Source organism: Streptomyces sp. NPDC030995, assembly GCF_055571215.1.
The window spans coordinates 70,181-91,762 of the sequence record NZ_JBVIFS010000004.1 but is presented as its reverse complement, the minus strand read 5'-3'; the positions used below and the strand labels follow the sequence as shown (position 1 = coordinate 91,762).

The following is a 21,582-nucleotide window of genomic DNA, read 5'->3' as shown; positions in this document are numbered from 1 at the left end:
ATGCCGGTGTGTCGTGATGCGCCGCCGTCGTGACGCGCAGGCGGGTGCCGGTCCGCTACTCGGGATTGCCGGTCGACACGGTCAGCGTGTACTCCGTGCCTTCCTTGTTGATCTTCTCGCCGGCGGCCGGCGACTGGACCAGCACGGTGTCCTTGCCGTACACGGCCTCGTCCTTCGTGATGATCGTGTACTTGCCGCCCGAGGCCTGGATGCACTCCTTCACGGAGAGCAGGTTCTTGTACGTGAGGTCCGGCGCCGAATATTTGCCGGCCTCGCTGTAGTGCTTCACCGGCTCCTTGCACTTCTTCGGGTCGATCGTGCGCGTGACGTCCGGCCCCTTGAACCCGGCCTTGGCGGAGGCGGACGCGGACGCGGAAGTGGAGCTTCCCGGGCCCGCGGTCACCCCCTTGTCCTCGTCGCCGCCGCTCATCGAGATCGCCGCGATCAGACCGCCGACGGCCAGCAGCGCCACCGCGACCGCGCCCACCACCAACGGCGTGTTCCGCTTGCCGTCGCCCGCGGCGGACGGGCTCGCCGTGGTCGCGGGGGAGATCGTGTACGGCGGCGGGGTGTGCGGCGCGTACTGCTGCTGCGGCGGGGGCGTGTGGGGGTACGCGTAGCCGCCCTGCGCGTGCGGCTGCGGCTGCGGCGGCGGCGTGGGCGCGTACGGGGCGGGCGTCGGGGTGTGCGGCGCCTGGTACGGCTGCTGCACCGACTGCGGCGGCGGCTGGAACCCGGAGTCCACCGGCGGGAACACGGCCGAGGCCACCCCCGCACCGCTGCCGCCCGTGGTGACCCCCTGCACGATGACCGGCGCCCCGGTCTGCCCGGAGGCCAGCACCCGCGCGACCTCGTCCCCCATGGCCGCGGCCGTGGGGAAGCGCTCGTTCGGGTTCTTCTTCAGGGCCCGCGCCACCAGCGCGTCCATCGCCGGGGTCAGCGTCCGGTTGATGGTGGAGGGAGCGACCGGCTCCTCCTGCACGTGGGCGTACGCGATGGCCAGCGGCGAGTCCGCGTCGAAGGGGATCCGCCCGGTCAGCAGCTGGAACAGCATGATGCCGACGGAGTACAGGTCGGAACGGGCGTCGACCCCGCGCCCCAGCGCCTGTTCGGGCGAGAGGTACTGCGGGGTGCCGACGACCATGCCGGTCTGCGTCATCGAGGTGACCCCCGACTGCATGGCGCGGGCGATGCCGAAGTCCATCACCTTGACCACGCCGCGCTTGTTGACCATGACGTTGCCGGGCTTGATGTCGCGGTGGACGAGCCCCATCTCGTGGCTGGTCTCCAGGGCGGCCAGCACATCGGCCGTCACCTTCAGCGCCTTGTCCGCCGGCATGGCCCCGTACTGGCGGATGTCCGCTTCGAGCACCGAGCCGAGCGGCCGGCCCTCCACGTACTCCATGACGATGTACGGCATCACCGCGCCGTCGCCCGCGCCGGAGCCGGCGAACGTCACTTCGCCCTCACCCGTGTCGAATACCGAGACGATGTTCGTGTGCGACAGTTTCGCTACAGCCTGCGCCTCGCGGCGGAATCGCTCGCGGAAGGACTGCTCCCGGCCGAGGTCGCTGTGCAGGGTCTTGATGGCGACCTGCCGGTCGAGTGCGGAGTCGTAGGCCAGGTACACGGAGGCCATGCCACCCGCACCCAGCAAGTCCCTTAGCTGGTAACGGCCACCGGCCAGAGAGCCGCCCGCGTACTGGCCCTGAGTGCCGTCCTGGCTCATGACTGTTGCTTCCCCTCGGGATGTGTCCCCACGCCGCTGGCTGGGCGCATGTGGCGCCCAGTCTGCCGGAGGGCAAGCACACGTCAAGCCAGGTGCCCGTTCCGTGACCACACGTGCACACGGTGGCCTTGTCCGAACGGTGACCGGTTCCGAGGCTGTAGCGTTCATCGGAGCACCAAGAAGAGGACTACCGCTGAGCGGCGGCCGAGACATACGACGGCGAGGACTGATGGCACCCGAACCCGAGGGAAACGGCGCCGGGATGACCGATGGTCCTGAGCACTGGGGCGCCGGCGGCCTGGTGGGGGACGGTCGTTACCGGCTGACGCACCGGCTGGGCCGCGGCGGCATGGCCGAGGTGTTCGCGGCCGAGGACGTGCGCCTGGGCCGCACCGTCGCCGTGAAGCTGCTGCGCGCCGACCTGGCCGAGGACCCGGTGTCCAAGGCCCGGTTCACGCGCGAGGCGCAGTCCGTCGCCGGACTGAACCACCACGCGGTCGTCGCCGTGTACGACTCGGGCGAGGACCGGGTCGGCCCGAACACCGTCCCGTACATCGTGATGGAGCTGGTCGAGGGCCGCACCATCCGCGACCTGCTGATCAGCGCCGAGGCCCCGGGCCCCGAGCAGGCGCTCATCATCACCTCGGGCGTGCTCGAAGCGCTCGCTTACTCGCACCAGCACGGCATCGTGCACCGCGACATCAAGCCGGCGAACGTCATCATCACCGAGACCGGCGCGGTCAAGGTGATGGACTTCGGCATCGCCCGCGCCCTGCACGGCGTGCAGTCGACGATGACCCAGACCGGCATGGTCATGGGCACCCCGCAGTACCTGTCGCCCGAGCAGGCCCTCGGCAAGGCCGTCGACCACCGCTCCGACCTGTACGCGACCGGCTGTCTGCTCTACGAACTCCTCGCGCTGCGGCCCCCGTTCACCGGCGAGACCCCGCTGTCGGTGGTCTACCAGCACGTTCAGGACGCGCCCGTGCCGCCCTCGCAGCTGCCGGAGGGTCACCAGATCCCGCAGGAGCTCGACGGCCTGGTGATGCGCTCCCTCGCGAAGGACCCGGACGACCGGTTCCAGAGCGCCGAGGAGATGCGCGGGCTGGTCCAGTACGCGCTCCAGATGCTGCACGACCAGGGGCCGAACACCGGCACCTGGAACACCGGCCCGGTCACCATGGCGCTGCCGCACGGGCGGGGCGGCGCCGCCACCACGGCCATGCCCGTGGGCGGGACCGGCGGGCAGCAGCAGTACCCCTCGAACGCCATGACCTCGCAGTTCCAGCAGCCCATGGTGCCGCCGCTGAACCCGGACGACGGCACGGCCTTCCCCGGCGGCCACGGCGGCCCGGGCGGCCACGGCGGCGGCTACGACGGTTACGACGACCGCGGCGGCAACGGCAGCCGGTGGAAGATGTGGCTGTTCGCGGTGCTCGCGGTCATCGCGATCGCGGGTGGCGTGGCCTACGCGGTCAACACCGTGAGCAAGGACAAGAAGACGCCGGAGACCACCCAGACCACTCCCGGTGGCCAGCCGAGCACGTCCGCCTCCCCGGACGCCTCGCCGTCGCAGCGCTCGCAGGACAACTCGCCCTCGTACAGCGACAACTCGCCGACGGCGACCCGCAGCAGGTCGGCGAGCAGCAGCCTGTCGCCCTCGCCGTCCGCGTCGCACTCCGCGTCCGCTTCCGCTTCGGCGTCGTCCTCGGCGACGACGAAGCCCCCGACGGCCACGGCGACGAAGCCCGCGACGACTCCGGCGACGAAGCCCCCGGAGACGGGCAACGGCGCCGAGTCCGAGGACTGAGGCGCGGGCACGGGCGTACGAGGACGGGCCCGGCGGAATTGAGTTTCCGCCGGGCCCGTTCCCGTTTCCACCCGTCGGATTGTCAGAGCGCGTGCTGGAACTGCCGGTCCGGATTTCCGGCGAGCGAGTGCACGGTGACGAACTGGGGTTCCATCCGCATGTAGACGGGGTCGAAGACGGCGCCGTCCACGAAATGCGGACCCGGTCCGAAGAGTTCCAGTTCGGCGGTGGTCGGTTCGATGACCTGCGCCGTTCCGGTGAACTGGACCGACCAGAGCCGGGGGTCCCGGGAATTGAAGTTGTCGGCTCCGTATGCCACCACACTGCCGTTGCAGGCCTGGTGGTAGCCGAATCCGGCGTGCATTCTCAGGACGACTTTTCGGTCCACCACGATGTGGCGGGCGAGTGCGAGGAAGGGCAGCGCGCGCATGCTGGTGGCCACCCGGCCGTACGGCACCCGGCGCAGCAGTTCGATGGCGTGGAGTTCCTCTGGGGACATGCCCACCACTGTCCGCGACCGGCGCGTCGCCGCGAAAGAGGAGCCCGCCCCGAGGATCGGGGACGTTGGTCCCGAATCGAACAAACCTCGCAGGGGGCAGGACCCCGCTAGCGCCGCTCCGCCTGCAGGCGCGCCACGTAGGCGGCGGCCTGGGAGCGCCGCTCCATGCCCAGCTTGGAGAGCAGGCTGGAGACGTAGTTCTTGATCGTCTTCTCGGCCAGGTGCAGCCGCTCGCCGATGACGCGGTTGGTCAGGCCCTCGCCGATCAGGTCGAGGATCTTCCGCTCCTGCTCGGTGAGGTTGGAGAGGCGGTCGTCGCCCTTGCCGTTCTTGCCGTCACGCAGCCGCTCCAGCACCCGGGCGGTGGCCACCGGGTCCAGCAGGGACCTGCCCGCGGCGACGTCGCGTACGGCGTTCAGCAGCTCATTGCCGCGGATCGCCTTCAGCACGTAGCCCGAGGCGCCGGCCATGATCGCGTCGAAGAGCGCCTCGTCGTCGGCGAACGAGGTCAGCATCAGACACTTGATGTCCTCGTTCTGGGAGCGCACCTCGCGGCACACCTCCACGCCGCTGCCGTCCGGCAGGCGGACGTCGAGGACGGCCACGTCAGGGCGGGTGGCGGGGATGCGGACCAGCGCGTCCGCCGCCGTACCGGCCTCGCCGACGATCTCGATGTCCTGTTCGACCGACAACAGCTCGTGAACACCCCGACGTACCACTTCGTGGTCGTCCAGGAGGAATACCTTGATTTTTCCGTCTTCGCGCACGAAGTCAGTTTCACACACTCACCCCTTCCCTGCCGGAGTTACCCGGGATAACGTGCCGTTGTTCCCGGCCCCTGCAAGGCTGTGACCAGTGGTTGTTCCCGCTTCAGTCGATTTACTTGGAAATCCAAGCAAAATCGCAGGTCAAACGGGGTTTCGCAGTTATGCGGCGCACTGGGTAACGTGCATTGCGCAGGGCACTCGCCGGGGCACCTGTCACGCCTGAATCCCTACGCGACGCACCCACCCCGTGCGCGCGTCACGGATCCAGGTGAGCCGCACTGGACCCCGGAGAACCCGGGTGCCGGACCGACGGAGGAGCACACGTGACCGTGGAGAGCACTGCCGCGCGCAAGCCGCGACGCAGCAGCGGCACCAAGCGGGCGGCAGGCGCGGCCAACGCCGCCAAGCCCACCGCTGCCACCGCGCAGACGCAGAACGCCGAACCTCAGCTCGTACAGCTGCTGACGCCCGAAGGGGACCGGGTCGACAACGCGGAAAACGCGGAGTTCGCCCCCTTCGTCGCCGACATCACCACCGAGGACCTGCGCGGGCTGTACCGCGACATGGTCCTGACCCGCCGCTTCGACGGCGAGGCGACCGCCCTGCAGCGCCAGGGAGAGCTGGGCCTGTGGGCCTCGCTCCTCGGCCAGGAGGCCGCCCAGATCGGCTCCGGCCGGGCCCTCAACGACGACGACTACGTCTTCCCGACCTACCGTGAGCACGGTGTGGCCTGGTGTCGCGGCGTCGACCCGACCAACCTGCTCGGCATGTTCCGCGGCGTGAACCACGGCGGCTGGGACCCGAACACCAACAACTTCCACCTCTACACGATCGTCATCGGCTCGCAGACGCTCCACGCGACCGGTTACGCGATGGGTGTGGCCAAGGACGGCGCCGACTCCGCGGTCATCGCCTACTTCGGCGACGGCGCGTCCAGCCAGGGCGACGTCGCCGAGGCGTTCACCTTCTCTGCCGTCTACAACTCCCCCGTGGTGTTCTTCTGCCAGAACAACCAGTGGGCGATCTCCGAGCCGACCGAGCGTCAGATGCGCGTGCCGCTCTACCAGCGCGCGCAGGGCTTCGGCTTCCCGGGCGTCCGTGTCGACGGCAACGACGTGCTGGCCTGCCTGGCCGTGACCCGCTGGGCCCTGGACCGGGCGCGCCGCGGCGAGGGCCCGACCCTGGTCGAGGCGTTCACGTACCGGATGGGTGCGCACACCACCTCCGACGACCCGACGAAGTACCGGCGGGACGAGGAGACGGCGGCCTGGGAGGCGAAGGACCCGATCCTGCGCCTGAAGGCCCACCTGCTGGCCAGCGGCGGCGCCGACGAGGCGTTCTTCGCGGAGCTGGAGGCGGAGAGCGAGACCCTGGGCAAGCGCGTGCGCGAGGCCGTGCGCGCCATGCCCGACCCCGACACCATGGCGATCTTCGAGAACGTCTACGCGGACGGGCACGCGCTCGTCGACGAGGAGCGCGCCCAGTTCGCCGCCTACCTCGCGTCCTTCGAGGAGGGTCACTGATGGCTGTCGAGAAGATGTCGATCGCGAAGGCGCTCAACGAGTCGCTGCGCAAGGCCCTGGACACGGACCCGAAGGTCCTGATCATGGGCGAGGACGTCGGCAAGCTGGGCGGTGTCTTCCGGATCACCGACGGCCTGCAGAAGGACTTCGGCGAGGAGCGGGTCATCGACACCCCGCTCGCCGAGTCGGGCATCGTCGGCACCGCCATCGGCTTGGCCCTGCGCGGGTACCGGCCGGTCGTGGAGATCCAGTTCGACGGCTTCGTGTTCCCGGCGTACGACCAGATCGTCACGCAGCTCGCGAAGATGCACGCCCGTGCGCTCGGCAAGATCAAGCTGCCGGTCGTCGTGCGCATCCCGTACGCGGGCGGCATCGGCGCGGTCGAGCACCACAGCGAGTCCCCGGAGGCGCTGTTCGCCCACGTGCCGGGCCTCAAGGTGGTCTCCCCGTCGAACGCGAGCGACGCGTACTGGATGCTCCAGCAGGCGATCCTCAGCGACGACCCGGTGATCTTCTTCGAGCCGAAGCGGCGCTACTGGGACAAGGGCGAGGTCGATGTCGACGCGATCCCCTACCCGCTGCACAAGGCGCGCGTGACGCGCGAGGGCTCGGACGTCACCCTGGCCGCCTACGGTCCGATGGTGAAGGTCTGCCTGGAGGCGGCGGCCGCGGCCGCCGAGGAGGGCAAGTCGGTGGAGGTCATCGACCTGCGCTCGATGTCCCCGGTCGACTTCGACGGGATCCAGGCGTCGGTGGAGAAGACCCGCCGGCTCGTGGTCGTCCACGAGGCCCCGGTCTTCCTCGGTGTCGGCGCGGAGATCGCTGCTCGCATCACGGAGCGGTGCTTCTACCACCTGGAGGCGCCGGTCCTGCGCGTGGGCGGTTTCCACGCCCCGTACCCGCCGGCCCGCCTGGAGGACGAGTACCTGCCTGGCCTGGACAGGGTGCTCGACGCCGTCGACCGCTCGCTGGCGTACTGAGGAGCCACGTTCATGACCATCCGCGAATTCAAGATGCCCGACGTGGGCGAGGGCCTCACCGAGGCCGAGATCCTCAAGTGGTACGTCCAGCCGGGTGACACGGTCACCGACGGCCAGGTCGTCTGCGAGGTCGAGACGGCCAAGGCCGCCGTGGAACTGCCGATCCCGTTCGACGGTGTCGTGCACGCGCTCCTCTTCGAGGAGGGCACCACGGTCGACGTCGGCCAGGTCATCATCTCCGTGCAGACCGAGGGCGGCGCCGAGCCGGAGGCGGTGGCTGCTGCCGCGGCTCCGGTCGCCGCCGCCGCCGAGCCGGCCGCCCCGGCGGCCCGCCAGCCCGTCCTGGTGGGCTACGGCGTCTCGGAGGCCTCCACCAAGCGCCGCCCGCGCAAGGCGGCCCCCGCGCCCGCCGTGGCCGCGCAGAACGGCACGTCCGCTCCGGCCGCTCCGCCGGCTCCGGCCGCGCCCGTGCTCCCCGCGGTCCCGGCGCAGCCGGCCGGCGAGCGGCCGCTTGCCAAGCCGCCCGTGCGCAAGCTCGCCAAGGACCTCGGCATCGACCTGGCCGCGGTGGTCCCCACCGGCGACGGCGGGGTCGTGACCCGGGAGGACGTCCACGCGGCGGCCGCCGCGGCGATCGCCCCGCAGGCCGCGCCCGCACCGGTCGCCGCACCGGCCCCGGTGGCGGCTCCGGCCGCCTCGGCCGCGCCGGTCGAGCCGTCCGCGCGGGAGACCCGTATCCCGGTCAAGGGCGTCCGCAAGGTCACCGCCCAGGCCATGGTCGGCTCGGCCTTCACCGCGCCGCACGTCACCGAATTCATCACGCTCGACGTGACGCGCACGATGAAGCTGGTCCAGGAGCTCAAGGACGACCCGGACCTCGCGGGGCTGCGCATCAACCCGCTGCTGCTCATCGCCAAGGCCGTCCTGGTGGCCATCCGCCGCAACCCGGACGTCAACGCGTCCTGGGACGAGGCGGCCCAGGAGATCGTGCTCAAGCACTACGTCAACCTGGGCATCGCGGCGGCCACCCCCCGCGGGCTGATCGTCCCGAACATCAAGGACGCCCACGCCAAGACCCTCGGCGAGCTGTCGGAGTCGCTGTCCTCGCTGGTCGCCACGGCCCGCGACGGCAAGACCTCCCCGGCCGACATGCAGAACGGCACCATCACCATCACCAACGTCGGCGTCTTCGGCGTCGACACCGGTACGCCCATCCTGAACCCCGGCGAGTCCGCGATCCTCGCGGTCGGTGCGATCAAGCTCCAGCCGTGGGTCCACAAGGGCAAGGTCAAGCCGCGTCAGGTCACCACCCTGGCCCTGTCGTTCGACCACCGTCTCATCGACGGTGAGCTCGGCTCCCGCTTCCTGGCCGACATCGCGGCGGTCCTGGAACACCCCCGCCGCCTGATCACCTGGTCGTAGCGGCACACCCCGCACCAACCGCCGATGGCCGGTCTCCCCCGTGGAGGCCGGTCATCGGCTTTCGCGTCCCGCTCGGATTGAAGTGAGGCCCGTGCAGATCGTCGACATCCGTGCAATTCCCGGCAGCCCCGGCGACGTGACCTTCACGAGTTCGGCGGGGCAGGCGTGGGGACGGTGGCACGGAGACCTGCCCCCCGACGGCACCTCGCATGTGGAGCTCGACGTCCCGGAGCCTGTCACGACGTGGCGGCCCGCTGACTCTCCCGACGTCCTGGCGGGTGCTCCGCAGTCGGACCTGACGGTATGCGCGGTGGTGGACTCGGTGGACGAGGACGGTGTGGTGGCGCTCCGGCTCGCGGCGGACATCGTCCTGGTCGACTGGGAGGCCGAGGCGGTCCCCTCGCCCGGGGAGCGGATCACGTTCGTGACGCCGGCGGTCGAGCTGTATCCGTACGCGATCTAGGGGGTGTCTTGTGCTGTGACCGTGCGCACGATGAAATCACTCGGCACGCGGAAGGCGGCGTGTGATCATCTCCGGATGATCTTTCGCGCTGCCACCGCAGACCCCGCAGACATCGACCGCGCCGTCGCCTACCCGGCCGACGGCCCCGTCGCCGCCCTCACCGCCGAGCGGATCCGTGAGGAGCTCGCCGGGAACCAGTTCCGCCCCGAGTGGATCTGGTTCGCCGAGGACGAGCACGGCGAGATCCTGGCCCGCGCCCTGTGGTGGGGCCGCGCCGACAGTGAGCGGCCCATCGCGCTCGACTGCCTCCAGGTGCGGGCCTCGGTGGCCGACCCGGCCGCCGTGGCCGCCGGGCTGCTCGCGGCCGGGCACGCCGCCTTCGGGAACCTGCCGGTCTACAACATCTCCCTGCCCCGCGGCTGGCGGGCCGAGCCGGAGCTGGCCGCCGCGGTCGCCTGGCGGCAGGAGGCCGCGTACAAGACCGGCCTGACGTCCGAGATCGAGCGGCTGCGCTACGAGTGGACCCCGCAGGCCGGGACCACCGAGCCCACCGGGCGGCTCCTCTTCCGCGACGGCACCGACGAGGAGTTCCTGGACGCCTTCGTCCGCCTGTCGGCCGGCAGCCTCGACCTGCACACGCAGACCGAGCTCCGGTCGATGGACGCGGAACAACTGGCCCGCGAGGACATCGAGTTCTACCTGGACTGCCCCGGCGAGCGTTCCTGGTGGCGCCTCGCCCACCTCCCGGACGGCACCCTGGCGGGCATGGCGATCCCCTCGGCGACCCCGTACCACCGCAACGTCGGCTACCTGGGCGTCGTACCGGAGCAGCGCGGCCAGGGCCTGATCGACGAGATCCTGGGCGAGATCACCCGCTTCCACGCGGCCGAGGGCGCGGAGCGCATCACCGCGACCACGGACACCGTCAACGCCCCGATGGCCGCCGCCTTCGACCGTGCCGGGTACCAGGTCTCGGAGATCCGCCTCGTCCTGGAAGGCCCCTCGGGGCGGTAACCTCCCGCCCGGGGAAGGGGGTCGGGGTGTCCATCGCCGAATTGCAGGTGTACTCCGTCGAGGAGGCCGACGTCACCGGCGGCGTGTGCGTGGTCCGGTGCGTCGGCGGCGTGGCGCGGACCGGGCAGGTCTACGCGGCGGGGGAACTCCGGCTCTGGCTGCGCCGCATCGAGCGGTACGGGCGGCCCGTCGGCTCCTTCGGGGCCGGGCACATCGCGAAGGTCCACCTCACGGGCACCGTGGTCGCGCTGCTCAGCAGGGGTCAGGTGCTGACCTCCGTGCCGCCCGAGGGACATTCGCTGGAGGAGCTGAGGCCTGGCTGGCCACCGGCCCGCCGCTGGAGGACGAGCCGCCGCCGCGGACCCTGCGCGTCATGGCGGTCGGGCGGATGCAGGACGAGCGCGGGCCCGACGAGGTCCGGCTGCGCTGGGGCCGGGTGGCGCTGGCCGCGACGTACCGCTGCGCGCGGGCCGAGGGCGCGGACGAGCTGGCCCGGGCGGCCGAACTGGCCGCCGTACGGGGCTACTTGATCCGTACCTTCGGCCCGGAGCGCGGCGGCGACCCGGCCGCCCTGTGCCGGGAGCTGCTGGACCTGATCGACCTGACCCCGGAGGCGGCGGTGGCGCAGGCCCGCGGCTGGCGCGACCTCCCGCACCCCCGGATCCTGCACCTGCGCCGCATCAAGATCCTGATCGCCCGGATGGCCCTCGTACGCCCCCACCTCCCGGCCGCGGGCCCCCTCGCGGAGGCGGTCGACGCATGGTCGGCGGCCCGGCCCCACCTGCCGTGAGTGGGAGCCCGTTGTACAGCCTCCAGGCCTGTCGGGGCTCAGTACGGGCGGTCTGGCGGTCGGTCCGGCGTCCCGGCGGTCCGGCGGTCTGGCGGTCTGGCGGTCGGTCTAGCGGTCGGTCCCGCGGGCGGCGTTGCCGAGGACCTTGGTCGGGGTGATGCGCACGACCACGCGGACGTCCTCGGCCGGGGCGTCCCGGTACTCCTTGCCGCCGCCCGGGCCGAGGTACTCCTCGGCGATGCGCACGGCCACCTCGCGGCCGATGTCCTCGGTGACGGTGGCCGTGCCGCGGATCTCGGCGTAGAGGAAGGGGTTGGCCAGGTCGAAGACGGTGAGGCCGACCCGCCCGTCCCGGACGATGTTGCGCTCCTTGCGGCGGCCCTGCGAGGTGGAGATCAGCAGCTCGCCACCGTCACGGGTCACCCAGATCACCGAACTCTGCGGGCTGCCGTCGGGGTTGATGGTGGACAGGACGGCGGGGTGCGGCGAATCGAGCAGCGCGCGCACGGTCTCGTTCAGCTCAACAGTCATGGCGGCGAGGCTAGTCGGGGCCGGGTGGGACCGCCGCCGGTTTTCGGCCGGGGCCGCCGACGACCCGACGCCGGTCACGTGGTCACTTGAAGGGGATGTTGATCCACGGGCTGGCCGGATCGGTGGTCAGCGTGAGATGCCCGGCGAGGGCGCTCGTGTACCAGGTGCCGAACTCCTCCTCGTCGAAGTGCAGGCACCGGCCGAGGATGTACCCGGCGGAGAACTCCGCCCACGAGCGGTACGTCCGCTGGGCCGCCTCCCCGGCACGCTGCACGGCCTTCTCCGCCTCGTGGAGGGTGCCGAAGCGGCAGCCGACGCCCCAGCGGGCCATCTGGGAGGCCCGGCCGATGTCCCAGCCCTCCACCGAGCGGACCCAGCCGTCCTCGGGGAGCAGCCCGTCGGCCCGGAAGCGCTGCTCGTAGCGGGCTATGCGGCCGATGAGGCGCTTGACGCCGGCGATCTCGCCCTCCACCTCGGCGGTGGGGCGCGGCTGGGCGACGGTGACCCCGTCGGGGGTGAGCTGCGGCTCGGCGGAGCGCTCGGCGCTGCGGCGCAGGCTGGCCTCGGCGGCGTGCCGCCAGTGCTCGACGTCCACGGGCCCGGCGAAGTCGGAGGCGAGGACGCGGCGGACGCGGAGCGCGTACTCCCACACGGGGCTGACCATGCCGGCGCTCAGGAGCTGCTCCAGCGTGGCGAGCCAGTCGGCCCGGTCGGTGATGCCCCACCACTGCTCGAGGCGGCGGCGCTCGCGGTGGTAGCCGTTGCCGTGGTAGGCGATGGAGTTCCAGAACTCGCCGTTCGACACGGCGAGATGGCCGCCGACGGCCAGGCCGTGCGCGATCGGCCCGTGCAGCGGTCCGCCGGTGAAGAGGGCGTGGACCTTCCCGTCGGGCAGGCCGTAGGAGGGGGCGGCGTCCGCGTGCGCGCGCCAGCGGGCCAGGTCGGCGGGGGTGGTGGTGAGGTAGGCCTCGGCGGGGGAGCCCGGGTTCACGGCGAGGAAGGCGGGATCGGTGGGGGCCCAGACCTTGGAGTACCAGCCCAGGCTCCGGGACTCGTAGACCGTCTCGGGCGTGGGCGCGGGCAGCATGCCGGCGGTGTGGACGACGAGCATGCGGTCCGGGGTGGCGTGGAAGAAGAGCGACTCGGGATGCGCGTCGGCCTGCAGGCGGGGCTGCGCGAGGTAGAGCTGCGCGCGGGCGAGGACGTCGAAGTACGCTGCCCAGTCGCCGGCGGTCTTGGCCTCGTACAGCTCTCTCTCGATGACGCTCGGCGCGATCCAGATCCCCATACGGGGACCTTATACGGGCGCCCGGAGGGCCTGCTCGGCCCATGCGGTCTTCCCGGTCGTGCGGCCCGGGGACGGTCAGCGCACGAGGGCCGCGCGCAGGGCGGTGGTCGTCCTCGCCGCTTCGGGGAGGTCGGCGGTGTCCGCGAGCCTGAGTCCGCCGAAGGTGGTGTCGTCGCTCCACGCGCAGATGGACTGGGGGCCGTCCGGGCCCTCGACGTGTCCGCAGCTCAGACGCCCGCCGGTCGGACCCGGCTCGAACGTCGTGACGTCGGATGCCTTCGCGGTGGTGAAGACGTCGCGGAACTGCTTCTCGATCGTGCCGTTCTGCTTCGCCTTGCGCAGGCTGGGGTCCGAGTCGATGGTGGTGACGAAGAGGAAGACGTGTACGAGCCCGTCCCCGTCCTTGTCGTAGTACCAGCGCTGTCCGTTCTTCCTGCCGGCTGCCTTCGCCTCGATGGCGTTGCGCTCGGCGGAGTCGGCGGTGAGCAGCCGATAGCCGGAGAAGCCGTCCGGCGCGCCGAGCGTGACCGCCTGCGCGGTCTCCTGCGGGGCGCTGCCCGGGTGGTACGAGGCCTTGGCCTTCACCCCAGCGGCGACGGCGATCAAGACCGTCGCGACGACGATGACCAGGTGGCGGTTGCCGCGCAGGCGCTTGCGCTCGGCGGGCGGGAGGGCGCTCTCCTCCTCGGCGTTGCGCCAGGACCTGGTGAGGCGCCAGAGGAACGCGATGGCGACGGCGCCGACGGCGAACGTCCCGAAGACCTGTCCGGCGGCATAGCTCTGCGAGGTGGTGTCCACGGACAGGGGGATCATGGACGGCATCGTACGTCCAGTCGATTGCCTACCGGGGTGGGGCGAGGGCGAAGACGGTGCCTCGGGACGAAGTGCTGTAGACGGTGCTGCCCTGGACGATCAGAGTGATGGGTCGGTTGAGGCCGGACCGGGTCGACTTCTCGGGGTCTCTGCGCGGGGCGCTGCGCCACAGCTCGTGCCCTGTTTCCGCGTCCCTGGAGACGATCTCGCCGTTCGTGGTCTGGACGTACACCCGGCCGTCCTGGACCACGGGCCCCTGCAGGGGGTCCGTGCCGGTGGACTCGGCCCACAGTTCCTTGCCGCCGGTGAGGTCGACGGCGCGCAGCTGCCCGTCCTCGCGGAGGTCGAAGACGGCAGAGTCGGTGACGACGGCCCGGCTGGTCACCTGGATGTCGGCCGGGCCGGGAAGATCCTTGCCGTCGGCCGCCGAGAGCTGGAGTACCTTGCGCGCCTCCAGTCCCTGCCTGCCCGGCGGGGCGGTCACGGCGACCAGGGTGCCCGGCCTGCCGCCGATGACGGCGAAACGCTGGTCGACGGGGCGCTGCCACTGGGTCTTCCCGTCCGCGGGCGAGAGCCGTAGCAGCACGGCCTCGATCTCGTCCCCCACGCCTGCCTTGAACCCCTCGACGAACAGTCCGTTCACGAGGCCGGACAGCTGGACGTTGGTGTACTCGGTGAACTTCCGTGTCCACAGCGGCTCTCCGGTGGCAGCGCTCCAGGCGCGCAGGACCGGGTTCTCCCGTCCGTTCGACGTGACGAGGGTGTCCCCCGCCAAGAACGCCTCCTCGCCGGCGGTGTCCGTGAGGTGCCGCTGCCAGCGGAACGTCCCGGTACTGGTGTCCAGGGCGAACAGGGTGCCCGACGGCGCTTCCCCGCCCTCCACGCCTCTGTCCGGCTTCATGAGGTAGGCGAGGCCGGTGGCAGGCGCGACCGCCAGGAGGTGGAGGCTGTCCTTGATGCCGTCGGCCGCCGTGGGGATGACTGCGCCGGTGCCACCGTCGAACTGAACGATGCCCACGTGCCCTTCGCAGAGGACGTCTTTGCCGGTTCCGAGGCAGCTGCCCAGCTCCGCTTCGGGGCCCGGGTTCTTGGCTCGTTGCGGGATCGGGGTCTCCCACCGGGCCCACCCCCCGGGTGCCATCGCCGCCGCGGCCTCCCGCGCCGGCCCTGCCGAAGGCGACGGGGAGACGGCCGCGGGCGGGGTTTTGGGCGGCCGGTCCGGGTACAGGGCCCAGGCAGTGGCCGAGGCCGCCGCCACCGTGAGGGCGATGCCCGCCGCCACGCCCGCCTTGACGCGCCGCCGCGGGCCTGCGGTGCGTACGGGCGGCGCGGCCCGGCCCGACTTCCTGCGGTGGGCCCGCGAGCCGAGCAGCGCGAGCAGTTCGTCCGCCGTCGGGCGGGCCGCCGGCTCCTTCGCCAGGCACGGCCCGACGATGGGCAACAGCGACTGCGGCAGGCCGTCGAGCGCGGGCGGCTCGTGTACGACGTTCCAGGCGATCGCATAGGCGGATTCGGCCTCGAAGGGGCTGCGGCCGGTCGCCGCATAGGCGAGCACCGAACCGAGCGCGAAGACGTCGGCGGCCCGGTCGGTCTCCTTCGGCGTGCGGAACTGCTCGGGGGCCATGAAGGGCGGGGTCCCGATGACCACGCCCGTCTGCGTGAGGGCGTCCGAGTCGGCGGCGCGCGAGATGCCGAAGTCGATGACCCGGGGGCCGTCCTCGGCCAGCAGGATGTTGCCGGGCTTGAGGTCCCGGTGGACGAGTCCCGCGCGGTGGATGTCCCGTAGCGCCTCGACCAGGCCGGAGGCCAGCTGCCACACCTCGTCGGCGGCCATCGGCCCGCCTGCGGCGATCTGTTCGGCGAGCGTCGGGCCCGGCACGTACAGGGTCGCCATCCACGGCTCGCCACCGCTCGTGTCGGCGTCGATGACCGGGGCGGTGAACGCCCCGCTCACGGCCCTGGCGGCCTCGACCTCTCGCGCGAAGCGGACCCGGAACAGCGGGTCCGCCGCGTACTGCTCCCGGATCACCTTCACCGCCGCCTGCCGGCCCGACGGCGAGACCGCGAGGTAGACGATCCCCATGCCGCCCGCGCCGAGGACCCGTTCCACCTCGTAGTGACCTACGTGGGTAACGCCCGGCACGGCCTGCTCGCTGAGCTCCACTGGATGCGGCTCCCCTGTCCCCCGGAATGGCTGCCGCACTCTATCGAAGGCCAATGCGTGACGGGCCGTGTACTCCCGTGGTTCCACGGGGCGTTGGGGAGCCGCGCGGGCCGACGCCGCCGGCACGCCCCCCGTGCCACCGCGCGACCGTGCGGACCCCCTTGACGGGTCCCTGCGGCAGGGAGACGCTCGCGGGTCTCGCATCCGAGCGGTTGCACACTGGGGGGCCGGTATGCCGGAGGAGTCTGTCCAGACAGTGGGGGAGCTGCGGGCGCAGCTCATCGCGTACGGGGCGCGGTGGTCCGTGAGCGAGCACCTCGCCGACGAGGAGCCCGTGCCGCGGCCCTCGCTCGGGCTCGTGCCCGGGACGAACCTGACGCCCGCCGAGGCCGTGGCGCCCCTGGACCTGGGGGCGCTCATCGGGCACGAGAGCGGCAATCCGCACCTCACCCGGCGCCGGGCCGCCCACGGGCTGATACCGGGCGCCGGTGCACCGACGGCCGGAGCGGCCCGGCCCGCCGCCGTCGACTGGCGCAGCCGCTGGGGCTGGCCGTGGATCACCAAGGTGAAGGACCAGAACCCGTGCGGTTCCTGCTGGGCCTTCGGCGCCGCGGGCCTGGTGGAGTCCATGGCCCGCATCGAGCACGACGTATGGGCCGAGCGCTCCGAGGGCGATGTGCACGACGGCTTGAGGTTCACCTGCGGCCAGGGGTCCAACCCCGAGACCGCGCTCGACTGGATCAGGGGCAACGGCGGGCTCGCCGACCCGGACTGCTGGCCGTACAGCACCCCGCCCGCGGGGCTCCCCGCCGCCCGCCGCGACGCCTGGCGCGCCGAGTACACGCCCAGCTGGGACCGCTCCGGCCGCACCGTCCGGATCACCGATTACGTCCGGCTCGGCGACGTCGAGCAGCAGAAGGTCTGGCTGGACACGGTCGGCCCGCTGACCGCCTGCTTCGACGTGTACGACGACTTCTTCGGCCTCGGCTCCGGGGTGTACCACCGCACCAGCGACCATCTCGCGGGCGGCCACTGCGTGTTGATCGTCGGCTACGACGACGCGGCCGGCTGCTGGCTGTTCAAGAACTCCTGGGGGACCGGCTACCACGTGGGCGGCTACGGCCGGATCGCCTACGGCGAGGTCAACATCGACTACTGGGCCAAGTGCGGCCTGCGCGGCACCAACATCGACCCGTGGACCAAGCGCCGCCTGCACACCGGCAACGTCTACGAGAGCGGCAACGGCCGCGCCCACCGCAACTTCGAGCTGCTCGCCACCACCACCGGCGCCCGTCTCCAGCACTGGTGGCGCGAGGGCGACGCGCCCTTCGCGTGGGCCCGCGCCGGCACCTTCGCCGGCGACGCCTCCGGCCAGCCCGCCTTCACCGGCACCACCTACAACCGGAACATGGAGTCCCTGCACGTGACCACCGGCGGCCGGCTGCGCCACTGGTACTACGAGCAGTCCGCCGGCGTCTGGCGCGACGGCGGCGCCTTCGGTCCGGGCGACGCGGCGATCGGATCCACCCCGGCCTTCATCCAGAGCGACTACGGCAAGCCGGGCAACTTCGAGGTGGTCGTCCGCACCGCCGACGGCCGCCTGAACCACTGGTGGCGCATCAACGGCGCCCCCTGGACCTGGAACGACGGCGGCCGCTTCGCCTCCGGCATCGCCCACTACGGGCCCGCCCTCGTGCAGACCCGCTCCCGCCACCTGGACCTGGTCGCCGCCCGCACCGACGGCCGCATGCAGCTGTGGTGGCGCGACGATCCGAACGGCTTCGCCTGGCGCGCCGGGGAGGTCTTCGGCAGCGGCACGGCAGCGGTCTGCGCACCCTGCCTGATCGAGGGGCAGTACGGTGCCGCGGACGAGGACACCGCCGGGAACTACGAGCTGTGCGTGGCCGTCGCCGGCGGGCAGGTGGAGCACTGGTGGCGCGGCAACGCGGGCGGCTCCGCCTGGCGACGCAGCGCGGTCTTCGGGCACGACGTCGCCGCCGTCACCGGGATGCTCCAGGGCAGCTTCGGGTTCAACCTGGAAGTCATCGTCCTGCGCACCGACCGCCGCCTCCAGCACTACTGGCGGGACGGCGCGGGCTGGCACGAGGGGCCGGTCATCGGCCCCGTGTGAGTCCGGACTACGGAGAGGAGCCGGCGGGCGTGGAGGTACGGAGCGTCGTGCTGAGCCCCGGTGAGCCGTACGAGCTGCGGCTCACCGGCCGCGGCGCGCGCGGGTACGTGTGGACCTGGCAGGTCACCGGGGACGCGGACCTGGTGACGGTGGCAGAGACGCCGCCCGCAGTGGCGCCGCCCGCGGTGGCGGCGCCGCTCCCCGGGGCGGCCGTGGAGCGGACGTACGTCGTACGGGGGCGTCCCCCGGGCGGCGGGCGGGCCCGGATCCGCTTCGCGCAGGTCCGGCCGCCCTACCCGCAGGAGGCCCCGTACGACGAGTTCGTGCTGGACGTGGAGATCACCGCCGCGCCCTGAGCACGGCGTGCTGTACGGCTTCCAGCGGGCCGCGGTCGAAGCGGTGCAGCCAGAGCCGGGAGCCGGCGGCCAGGGTGAGGGAGACCCCGGCCCACAGGGCGATCACCCACCAGGGGCCGCTGCCGCCCAGCCGCTCCGCGAGGCCGAGCCCGATGCCGTAGCAGAGCAGCATGCAGAGCAGGTTCTGGGCGACGTAGCAGGACAGGGCGGTGCGGCCGACGGAGGCGAGGGCGGTCGTCGCGGGTTTCGGGAGCCGGCGGCGGTCGAGGGCGACGCCGATCAGGCCGATGTAGCCGAGGGCGAGCAGCGGCGCGGCGCCGTAGCGGCCGAGGACGTAGAAGTCGTCGCCGCCGAGGGTGGTCGCGGCGTTCAGGGGCAGCCCGAGGCCGAGGCCCCAGGCGGCCATCCGGGTCCGGATGCGCCGGCCGCCCGCGGTGGCGGTGAAGGCGCCCGCGCGGTGCAGGCGCACACCGAGGAGGAAGAGGAAGACGAGCAGTCCGAAGGAGAAGACGGGCTCGATGCGCAGCGCGGCGAAGTGCTCCAGGCGGAAGGCGATCTGGGCGCCGTAGCCGCCGTGGGCGTACAGCTCGACGACATCCGCGTCCGGCGCCTTCGCCGGGGCGCCGCCGGTGTCGGAGCCGCCGGTGTCGGCGAGGGCCCCCAGCGTGACCAGGCCGACCAGGGTCAGGTGCACCCCCGCGGCCGTCCACATGGCCACGCGCCGCACCCGTTCGGAGCGGGCCAGCAGCCAGGCGACGAGGAGGGCGGTCACCGCGTACCCCATCAGCACGTCCCAGGCGAAGACGAGGACGAAGTGGACGGTGCCCTCGACGAAGAGGAAGGCGGCGCGCCGCGGGTAGCGGCCGGGCCAAAGGTCGCCGCGGCGTGCGGCGGAGTCGTACTGGATGGCAAGGCCCACGCCGAACAGGACCGTCAGCAGCGCCAGGAACTTGCCGTCCGCGAGGAAGCGGAAGACGGTTTCGGCGATGGTGGCGGCGGACGGGTCGGCGATCGGGTCGGGGAGTGAGAGCCCGCCCTGGAGCACGCTCCCTTCCGAGCCGGGGGAGGCGAAGATCCAGACATTGGTCATGAGCGTGCCGAGGATGGCGGCGCCGCGCAGGACGTCGAGGAGGGGGAGCCGGGCGGTCTTCGGGACCACCGGGGCGAGCAGGGTGTCGGCCATGGATCCAGCGTCCCGGCGCGCGGGGCCGTGTACGTCGTGCCGGTGGACGAACCCGCCGTACATCCTTCGATGCAGTCTTGGATGCTGAGACGCGCCAAGGCTGTACACGACATGTATCTATCCTGTGCCCATGCCAGCACCCGCACCCGCCGCCGACCGCGTCTACCGGCACATCAAGCAGGGCGTTCTCGACCGCCGGTACGAGGGCGGCACGCTCCTCACCGAGGGCGAGGTCGCGCAGGCCGTGGGCGTCTCCCGCACGCCGGTGCGCGAGGCGCTGCTGCGCCTGGAGACGGAGGGGCTGATCCGGCTCTACCCCAAGAAGGGCGCGCTGGTCCTGCCCGTGTCGGCGCAGGAGATCGCGGACGTCGTCGAAACCCGGCTGCTGGTCGAGGAGTTCACCGTACGGCGGGCCGTCCCGGCCCCGGCCGCACTCCTCGCGCGGCTGGAGGAACTGCTGCGGGAGCAGGAGCGGCACGCGGACAGCGGCGACCTGGCGGCGTTCGCGGCCGTGGACCGCTGCTTCCACGCCGAGATCGTCCGGCATGCCGGCAACCAGATCCTGTCCCGCCTCTACGACCAACTGCGCGACCGGCAACTGCGGATGGGCGTCGCGGTGATGCACGCCCACCCGGACCGGGTCGCGCAGAACCTCGTCGAACACCGCGAGGTCCTGGCGGCGCTGCGGGAGGGCGACGCGGACCGGGCGGCCGCCTGCGTACGGGGGCACCTGGGCCGGGTCGGAACCCTGATGCGCGGGGACGCCCGGTGAGCGCCCTCGATCCTCCCGGCGGGCGCAGGGCCGTCGCCGTCTGGAGCATCGGCGTCGCCGTCTACTTCGTGGCGGTGATCTTCCGTACCAGCCTGGGCGTGGCCGGCCTCGACGCCGCCGACCGCTTCCACGTCAACGCCTCCGCGCTGGCCACCTTCTCCCTCCTCCAGCTGCTCGTCTACGCGGGCATGCAGATACCGGTGGGCCTGATGGTCGACCGGCTCGGCACGAAGAAGGTGCTGACGCTGGGCGCGGTGCTCTTCACCGCGGGCCAGCTCGGCTTCGCGCTCTCGCCCTCCTACGGGATGGCCCTCGCCGCCCGTGCGCTGCTGGGCTGCGGCGACGCGATGACCTTCATCTCCGTACTGCGGCTCGGCACCCGGTGGTTCCCGGCCCGGCGCGGGCCGCTGATGGCGCAGCTGGCCGGGCTGGTCGGCATGGCGGGCAACCTCGTCTCCACCCTCGTCCTCGCGCCCGTCCTGCACGGGGTCGGCTGGGTGCCGGCCTTCGCGGGCAGCGCGGTGGCGGGGCTGGTGGTCCTGGTCCCGCTGGTGCTGTTCCTGCGCGACAACCCGGAGGGGCACGAGCCGGAAGCCGCGCCGCGGGGCGGCGGCGCGGGCTTCGTACGGCGCCAGATCCGGGAGTCCTGGAACGAACCCGGCACCCGCCTCGGCCTGTGGGTGCACTTCACCACGCAGTTCCCGGCGATGGTGTTCCTGCTGCTGTGGGGCATGCCGTTCCTGGTGGAGGCGCAGGGCCTGGCACGGACCACCGCGGGCGGGCTGCTGACGCTGGTCGTCGCCTCGAACATGGCGCTCGGACTGGTCTACGGCCAGATCGTCGGGCGCCGCCAGTCCGCGCGGATCCCGCTCGCCCTGGGCACGGTCGGCCTCACGGCCCTCCTCTGGGCCGCGGTCCTCGTCTACCCGGGCGACCGGGCGCCGATGTGGCTGCTGATCACCCTGTGCCTGGTGCTGGGCACCTGCGGCCCGGCATCGATGATCGGCTTCGACTTCGCCCGCCCGGCCAACCCGGCGGAGCGTCAGGGCACCGCCTCGGGGATCACCAACATGGGCGGTTTCATCGCCTCCATGACCACGCTGCTGACGGTGGGCATCCTGCTGGACGCCACCGGCGACGACTACCGCATCGCCTTCTCGACGGTGTTCGTGCTGGAGGCCGTCGGCATCACCCAGATCCTGCGCCTGCGGGGGCGCACCCTGGCCCGCGAGCGCGAGCGCGAACGCGAACGCGCCCGCGCCAGCGCGGCGATCCCGGGCCAGGGCGCGGCCCCCGGGGCCGTCCCGGCGCAACCGGGGCGGGCGCTGGCCTGAGCCGGCGGCGCAG

The 21,582-nt window shown here is 72.2% G+C and carries 19 protein-coding genes; 11 read left to right on the top strand and 8 right to left on the bottom strand.

All coding sequences use genetic code 11. The features are described from left to right. Positions 1-55 precede the first annotated feature (55 nt). Positions 56-1,729, bottom strand: coding sequence for a protein kinase domain-containing protein (locus ACZ45T_RS08835; protein WP_468438930.1), 1,674 nt, complete (start codon positions 1,727-1,729; stop codon positions 56-58). Positions 1,730-1,958: 229 nt separating this feature from the next. On the opposite strand from ACZ45T_RS08835, the gene ACZ45T_RS08830 reads away from it, so the two are divergent. Further along, the gene (locus tag ACZ45T_RS08830) at positions 1,959-3,539 is read left to right on the top strand and encodes a protein kinase domain-containing protein (RefSeq protein WP_468438928.1); all 1,581 of its coding nucleotides are present in this window, start codon (positions 1,959-1,961) and stop codon (positions 3,537-3,539) included. A gap of 82 nt (positions 3,540-3,621) precedes the next feature. Here the strand turns inward: ACZ45T_RS08830 and ACZ45T_RS08825 are convergent, their stop codons facing one another. Further along, entirely contained in the window at positions 3,622-4,038 is a 417-nt protein-coding gene (locus ACZ45T_RS08825; protein ID WP_468438926.1) for a pyridoxamine 5'-phosphate oxidase family protein, read from the bottom strand. A gap of 107 nt (positions 4,039-4,145) precedes the next feature. Then, positions 4,146-4,805: a response regulator gene (locus ACZ45T_RS08820; protein ID WP_468438924.1), complete on the bottom strand. Its 660-nt coding sequence runs from the start codon at positions 4,803-4,805 to the stop codon at positions 4,146-4,148. Positions 4,806-5,128: 323 nt separating this feature from the next. Between ACZ45T_RS08820 and pdhA the strand changes: the two genes are divergently transcribed. The 6 genes from pdhA (at position 5,129) to ACZ45T_RS08790 (ending at position 10,997) form a co-directional block, all read left to right on the top strand. Continuing rightward, positions 5,129-6,328, top strand: coding sequence for a pyruvate dehydrogenase (acetyl-transferring) E1 component subunit alpha (pdhA, locus tag ACZ45T_RS08815; protein ID WP_468438922.1), 1,200 nt, complete (start codon positions 5,129-5,131; stop codon positions 6,326-6,328). Beyond that, on the top strand, positions 6,328-7,308 hold the full coding sequence (locus ACZ45T_RS08810; protein ID WP_468438920.1) for an alpha-ketoacid dehydrogenase subunit beta: 981 nt from the start codon (positions 6,328-6,330) through the stop codon (positions 7,306-7,308). The genes pdhA and ACZ45T_RS08810 overlap by 1 nt, the downstream gene beginning before the upstream one ends. A gap of 12 nt (positions 7,309-7,320) precedes the next feature. Beyond that, positions 7,321-8,730: a dihydrolipoamide acetyltransferase family protein gene (locus ACZ45T_RS08805; RefSeq protein ID WP_468438918.1), complete on the top strand. Its 1,410-nt coding sequence runs from the start codon at positions 7,321-7,323 to the stop codon at positions 8,728-8,730. A gap of 91 nt (positions 8,731-8,821) precedes the next feature. Then, entirely contained in the window at positions 8,822-9,193 is a 372-nt protein-coding gene (locus tag ACZ45T_RS08800) for a hypothetical protein (protein ID WP_468438916.1), read from the top strand. A 75-nt stretch (positions 9,194-9,268) separates the two neighbouring features. Beyond that, entirely contained in the window at positions 9,269-10,207 is a 939-nt protein-coding gene (locus ACZ45T_RS08795; protein ID WP_468438914.1) for a GNAT family N-acetyltransferase, read from the top strand. A 373-nt stretch (positions 10,208-10,580) separates the two neighbouring features. Beyond that, complete coding sequence (locus ACZ45T_RS08790) at positions 10,581-10,997, top strand: hypothetical protein (protein ID WP_468438912.1); 417 nt, start codon at positions 10,581-10,583, stop codon at positions 10,995-10,997. A gap of 108 nt (positions 10,998-11,105) precedes the next feature. On the opposite strand, the gene ACZ45T_RS08785 is transcribed toward ACZ45T_RS08790, so the two are convergent. The 4 genes from ACZ45T_RS08785 to ACZ45T_RS08770 form a co-directional block, all read right to left on the bottom strand. Then, positions 11,106-11,528 carry a PPOX class F420-dependent oxidoreductase gene (locus ACZ45T_RS08785; RefSeq protein WP_468438910.1) on the bottom strand — a complete coding sequence of 141 codons (423 nt, stop codon included), beginning with the start codon at positions 11,526-11,528 and terminating at the stop codon, positions 11,106-11,108. 82 nt (positions 11,529-11,610) lie between these two features. Then, the gene (locus ACZ45T_RS08780) at positions 11,611-12,816 is read right to left on the bottom strand and encodes a DUF1266 domain-containing protein (RefSeq protein WP_468438908.1); all 1,206 of its coding nucleotides are present in this window, start codon (positions 12,814-12,816) and stop codon (positions 11,611-11,613) included. Positions 12,817-12,891: 75 nt separating this feature from the next. Then, positions 12,892-13,629, bottom strand: a complete 738-nt coding sequence (locus tag ACZ45T_RS08775) for a hypothetical protein (protein WP_468438906.1) — start codon at positions 13,627-13,629, stop codon at positions 12,892-12,894. Positions 13,630-13,657: 28 nt separating this feature from the next. Then, positions 13,658-15,793: a protein kinase domain-containing protein gene (locus ACZ45T_RS08770; protein WP_468438904.1), complete on the bottom strand. Its 2,136-nt coding sequence runs from the start codon at positions 15,791-15,793 to the stop codon at positions 13,658-13,660. Between the two features lie 232 nt (positions 15,794-16,025). Between ACZ45T_RS08770 and ACZ45T_RS08765 the strand changes: the two genes are divergently transcribed. Next, positions 16,026-17,924, top strand: a complete 1,899-nt coding sequence (locus ACZ45T_RS08765) for a C1 family peptidase (RefSeq protein ID WP_468438902.1) — start codon at positions 16,026-16,028, stop codon at positions 17,922-17,924. 29 nt (positions 17,925-17,953) lie between these two features. Continuing rightward, positions 17,954-18,280: a protease inhibitor I42 family protein gene (locus ACZ45T_RS08760; protein WP_468438900.1), complete on the top strand. Its 327-nt coding sequence runs from the start codon at positions 17,954-17,956 to the stop codon at positions 18,278-18,280. Here the strand turns inward: ACZ45T_RS08760 and ACZ45T_RS08755 are convergent. Further along, on the bottom strand, positions 18,264-19,463 hold the full coding sequence (locus ACZ45T_RS08755) for a DUF418 domain-containing protein (RefSeq protein ID WP_468438898.1): 1,200 nt from the start codon (positions 19,461-19,463) through the stop codon (positions 18,264-18,266). The genes ACZ45T_RS08760 and ACZ45T_RS08755 overlap by 17 nt on opposite strands. Before the next feature lie 130 nt (positions 19,464-19,593). On the opposite strand from ACZ45T_RS08755, the gene ACZ45T_RS08750 reads away from it, so the two are divergent. Next, the gene (locus tag ACZ45T_RS08750) at positions 19,594-20,235 is read left to right on the top strand and encodes a GntR family transcriptional regulator (RefSeq protein ID WP_468438896.1); all 642 of its coding nucleotides are present in this window, start codon (positions 19,594-19,596) and stop codon (positions 20,233-20,235) included. After that, the gene (locus ACZ45T_RS08745) at positions 20,232-21,569 is read left to right on the top strand and encodes an MFS transporter (RefSeq protein WP_468438894.1); all 1,338 of its coding nucleotides are present in this window, start codon (positions 20,232-20,234) and stop codon (positions 21,567-21,569) included. Before ACZ45T_RS08750 ends, ACZ45T_RS08745 begins: the two co-directional genes overlap by 4 nt. Positions 21,570-21,582 lie beyond the last annotated feature (13 nt).

Coding starts and splice junctions, on each gene's coding strand:
- ACZ45T_RS08805 (WP_468438918.1), top strand. CDS start 7,321: ATGACCATCCGCGAATTCAAGATGCCCGACGTGGGCGAGGGCCTCACC.
- ACZ45T_RS08795 (WP_468438914.1), top strand. CDS start 9,269: ATGATCTTTCGCGCTGCCACCGCAGACCCCGCAGACATCGACCGCGCC.
- ACZ45T_RS08785 (WP_468438910.1), bottom strand. CDS start 11,528: ATGACTGTTGAGCTGAACGAGACCGTGCGCGCGCTGCTCGATTCGCCG.
- ACZ45T_RS08810 (WP_468438920.1), top strand. CDS start 6,328: ATGGCTGTCGAGAAGATGTCGATCGCGAAGGCGCTCAACGAGTCGCTG.
- ACZ45T_RS08755 (WP_468438898.1), bottom strand. CDS start 19,463: ATGGCCGACACCCTGCTCGCCCCGGTGGTCCCGAAGACCGCCCGGCTC.
- ACZ45T_RS08825 (WP_468438926.1), bottom strand. CDS start 4,038: ATGTCCCCAGAGGAACTCCACGCCATCGAACTGCTGCGCCGGGTGCCG.
- ACZ45T_RS08835 (WP_468438930.1), bottom strand. CDS start 1,729: ATGAGCCAGGACGGCACTCAGGGCCAGTACGCGGGCGGCTCTCTGGCC.
- ACZ45T_RS08780 (WP_468438908.1), bottom strand. CDS start 12,816: ATGGGGATCTGGATCGCGCCGAGCGTCATCGAGAGAGAGCTGTACGAG.
- ACZ45T_RS08750 (WP_468438896.1), top strand. CDS start 19,594: ATGCCAGCACCCGCACCCGCCGCCGACCGCGTCTACCGGCACATCAAG.
- ACZ45T_RS08830 (WP_468438928.1), top strand. CDS start 1,959: ATGGCACCCGAACCCGAGGGAAACGGCGCCGGGATGACCGATGGTCCT.
- ACZ45T_RS08790 (WP_468438912.1), top strand. CDS start 10,581: ATGGCGGTCGGGCGGATGCAGGACGAGCGCGGGCCCGACGAGGTCCGG.
- ACZ45T_RS08775 (WP_468438906.1), bottom strand. CDS start 13,629: ATGATCCCCCTGTCCGTGGACACCACCTCGCAGAGCTATGCCGCCGGA.
- ACZ45T_RS08765 (WP_468438902.1), top strand. CDS start 16,026: ATGCCGGAGGAGTCTGTCCAGACAGTGGGGGAGCTGCGGGCGCAGCTC.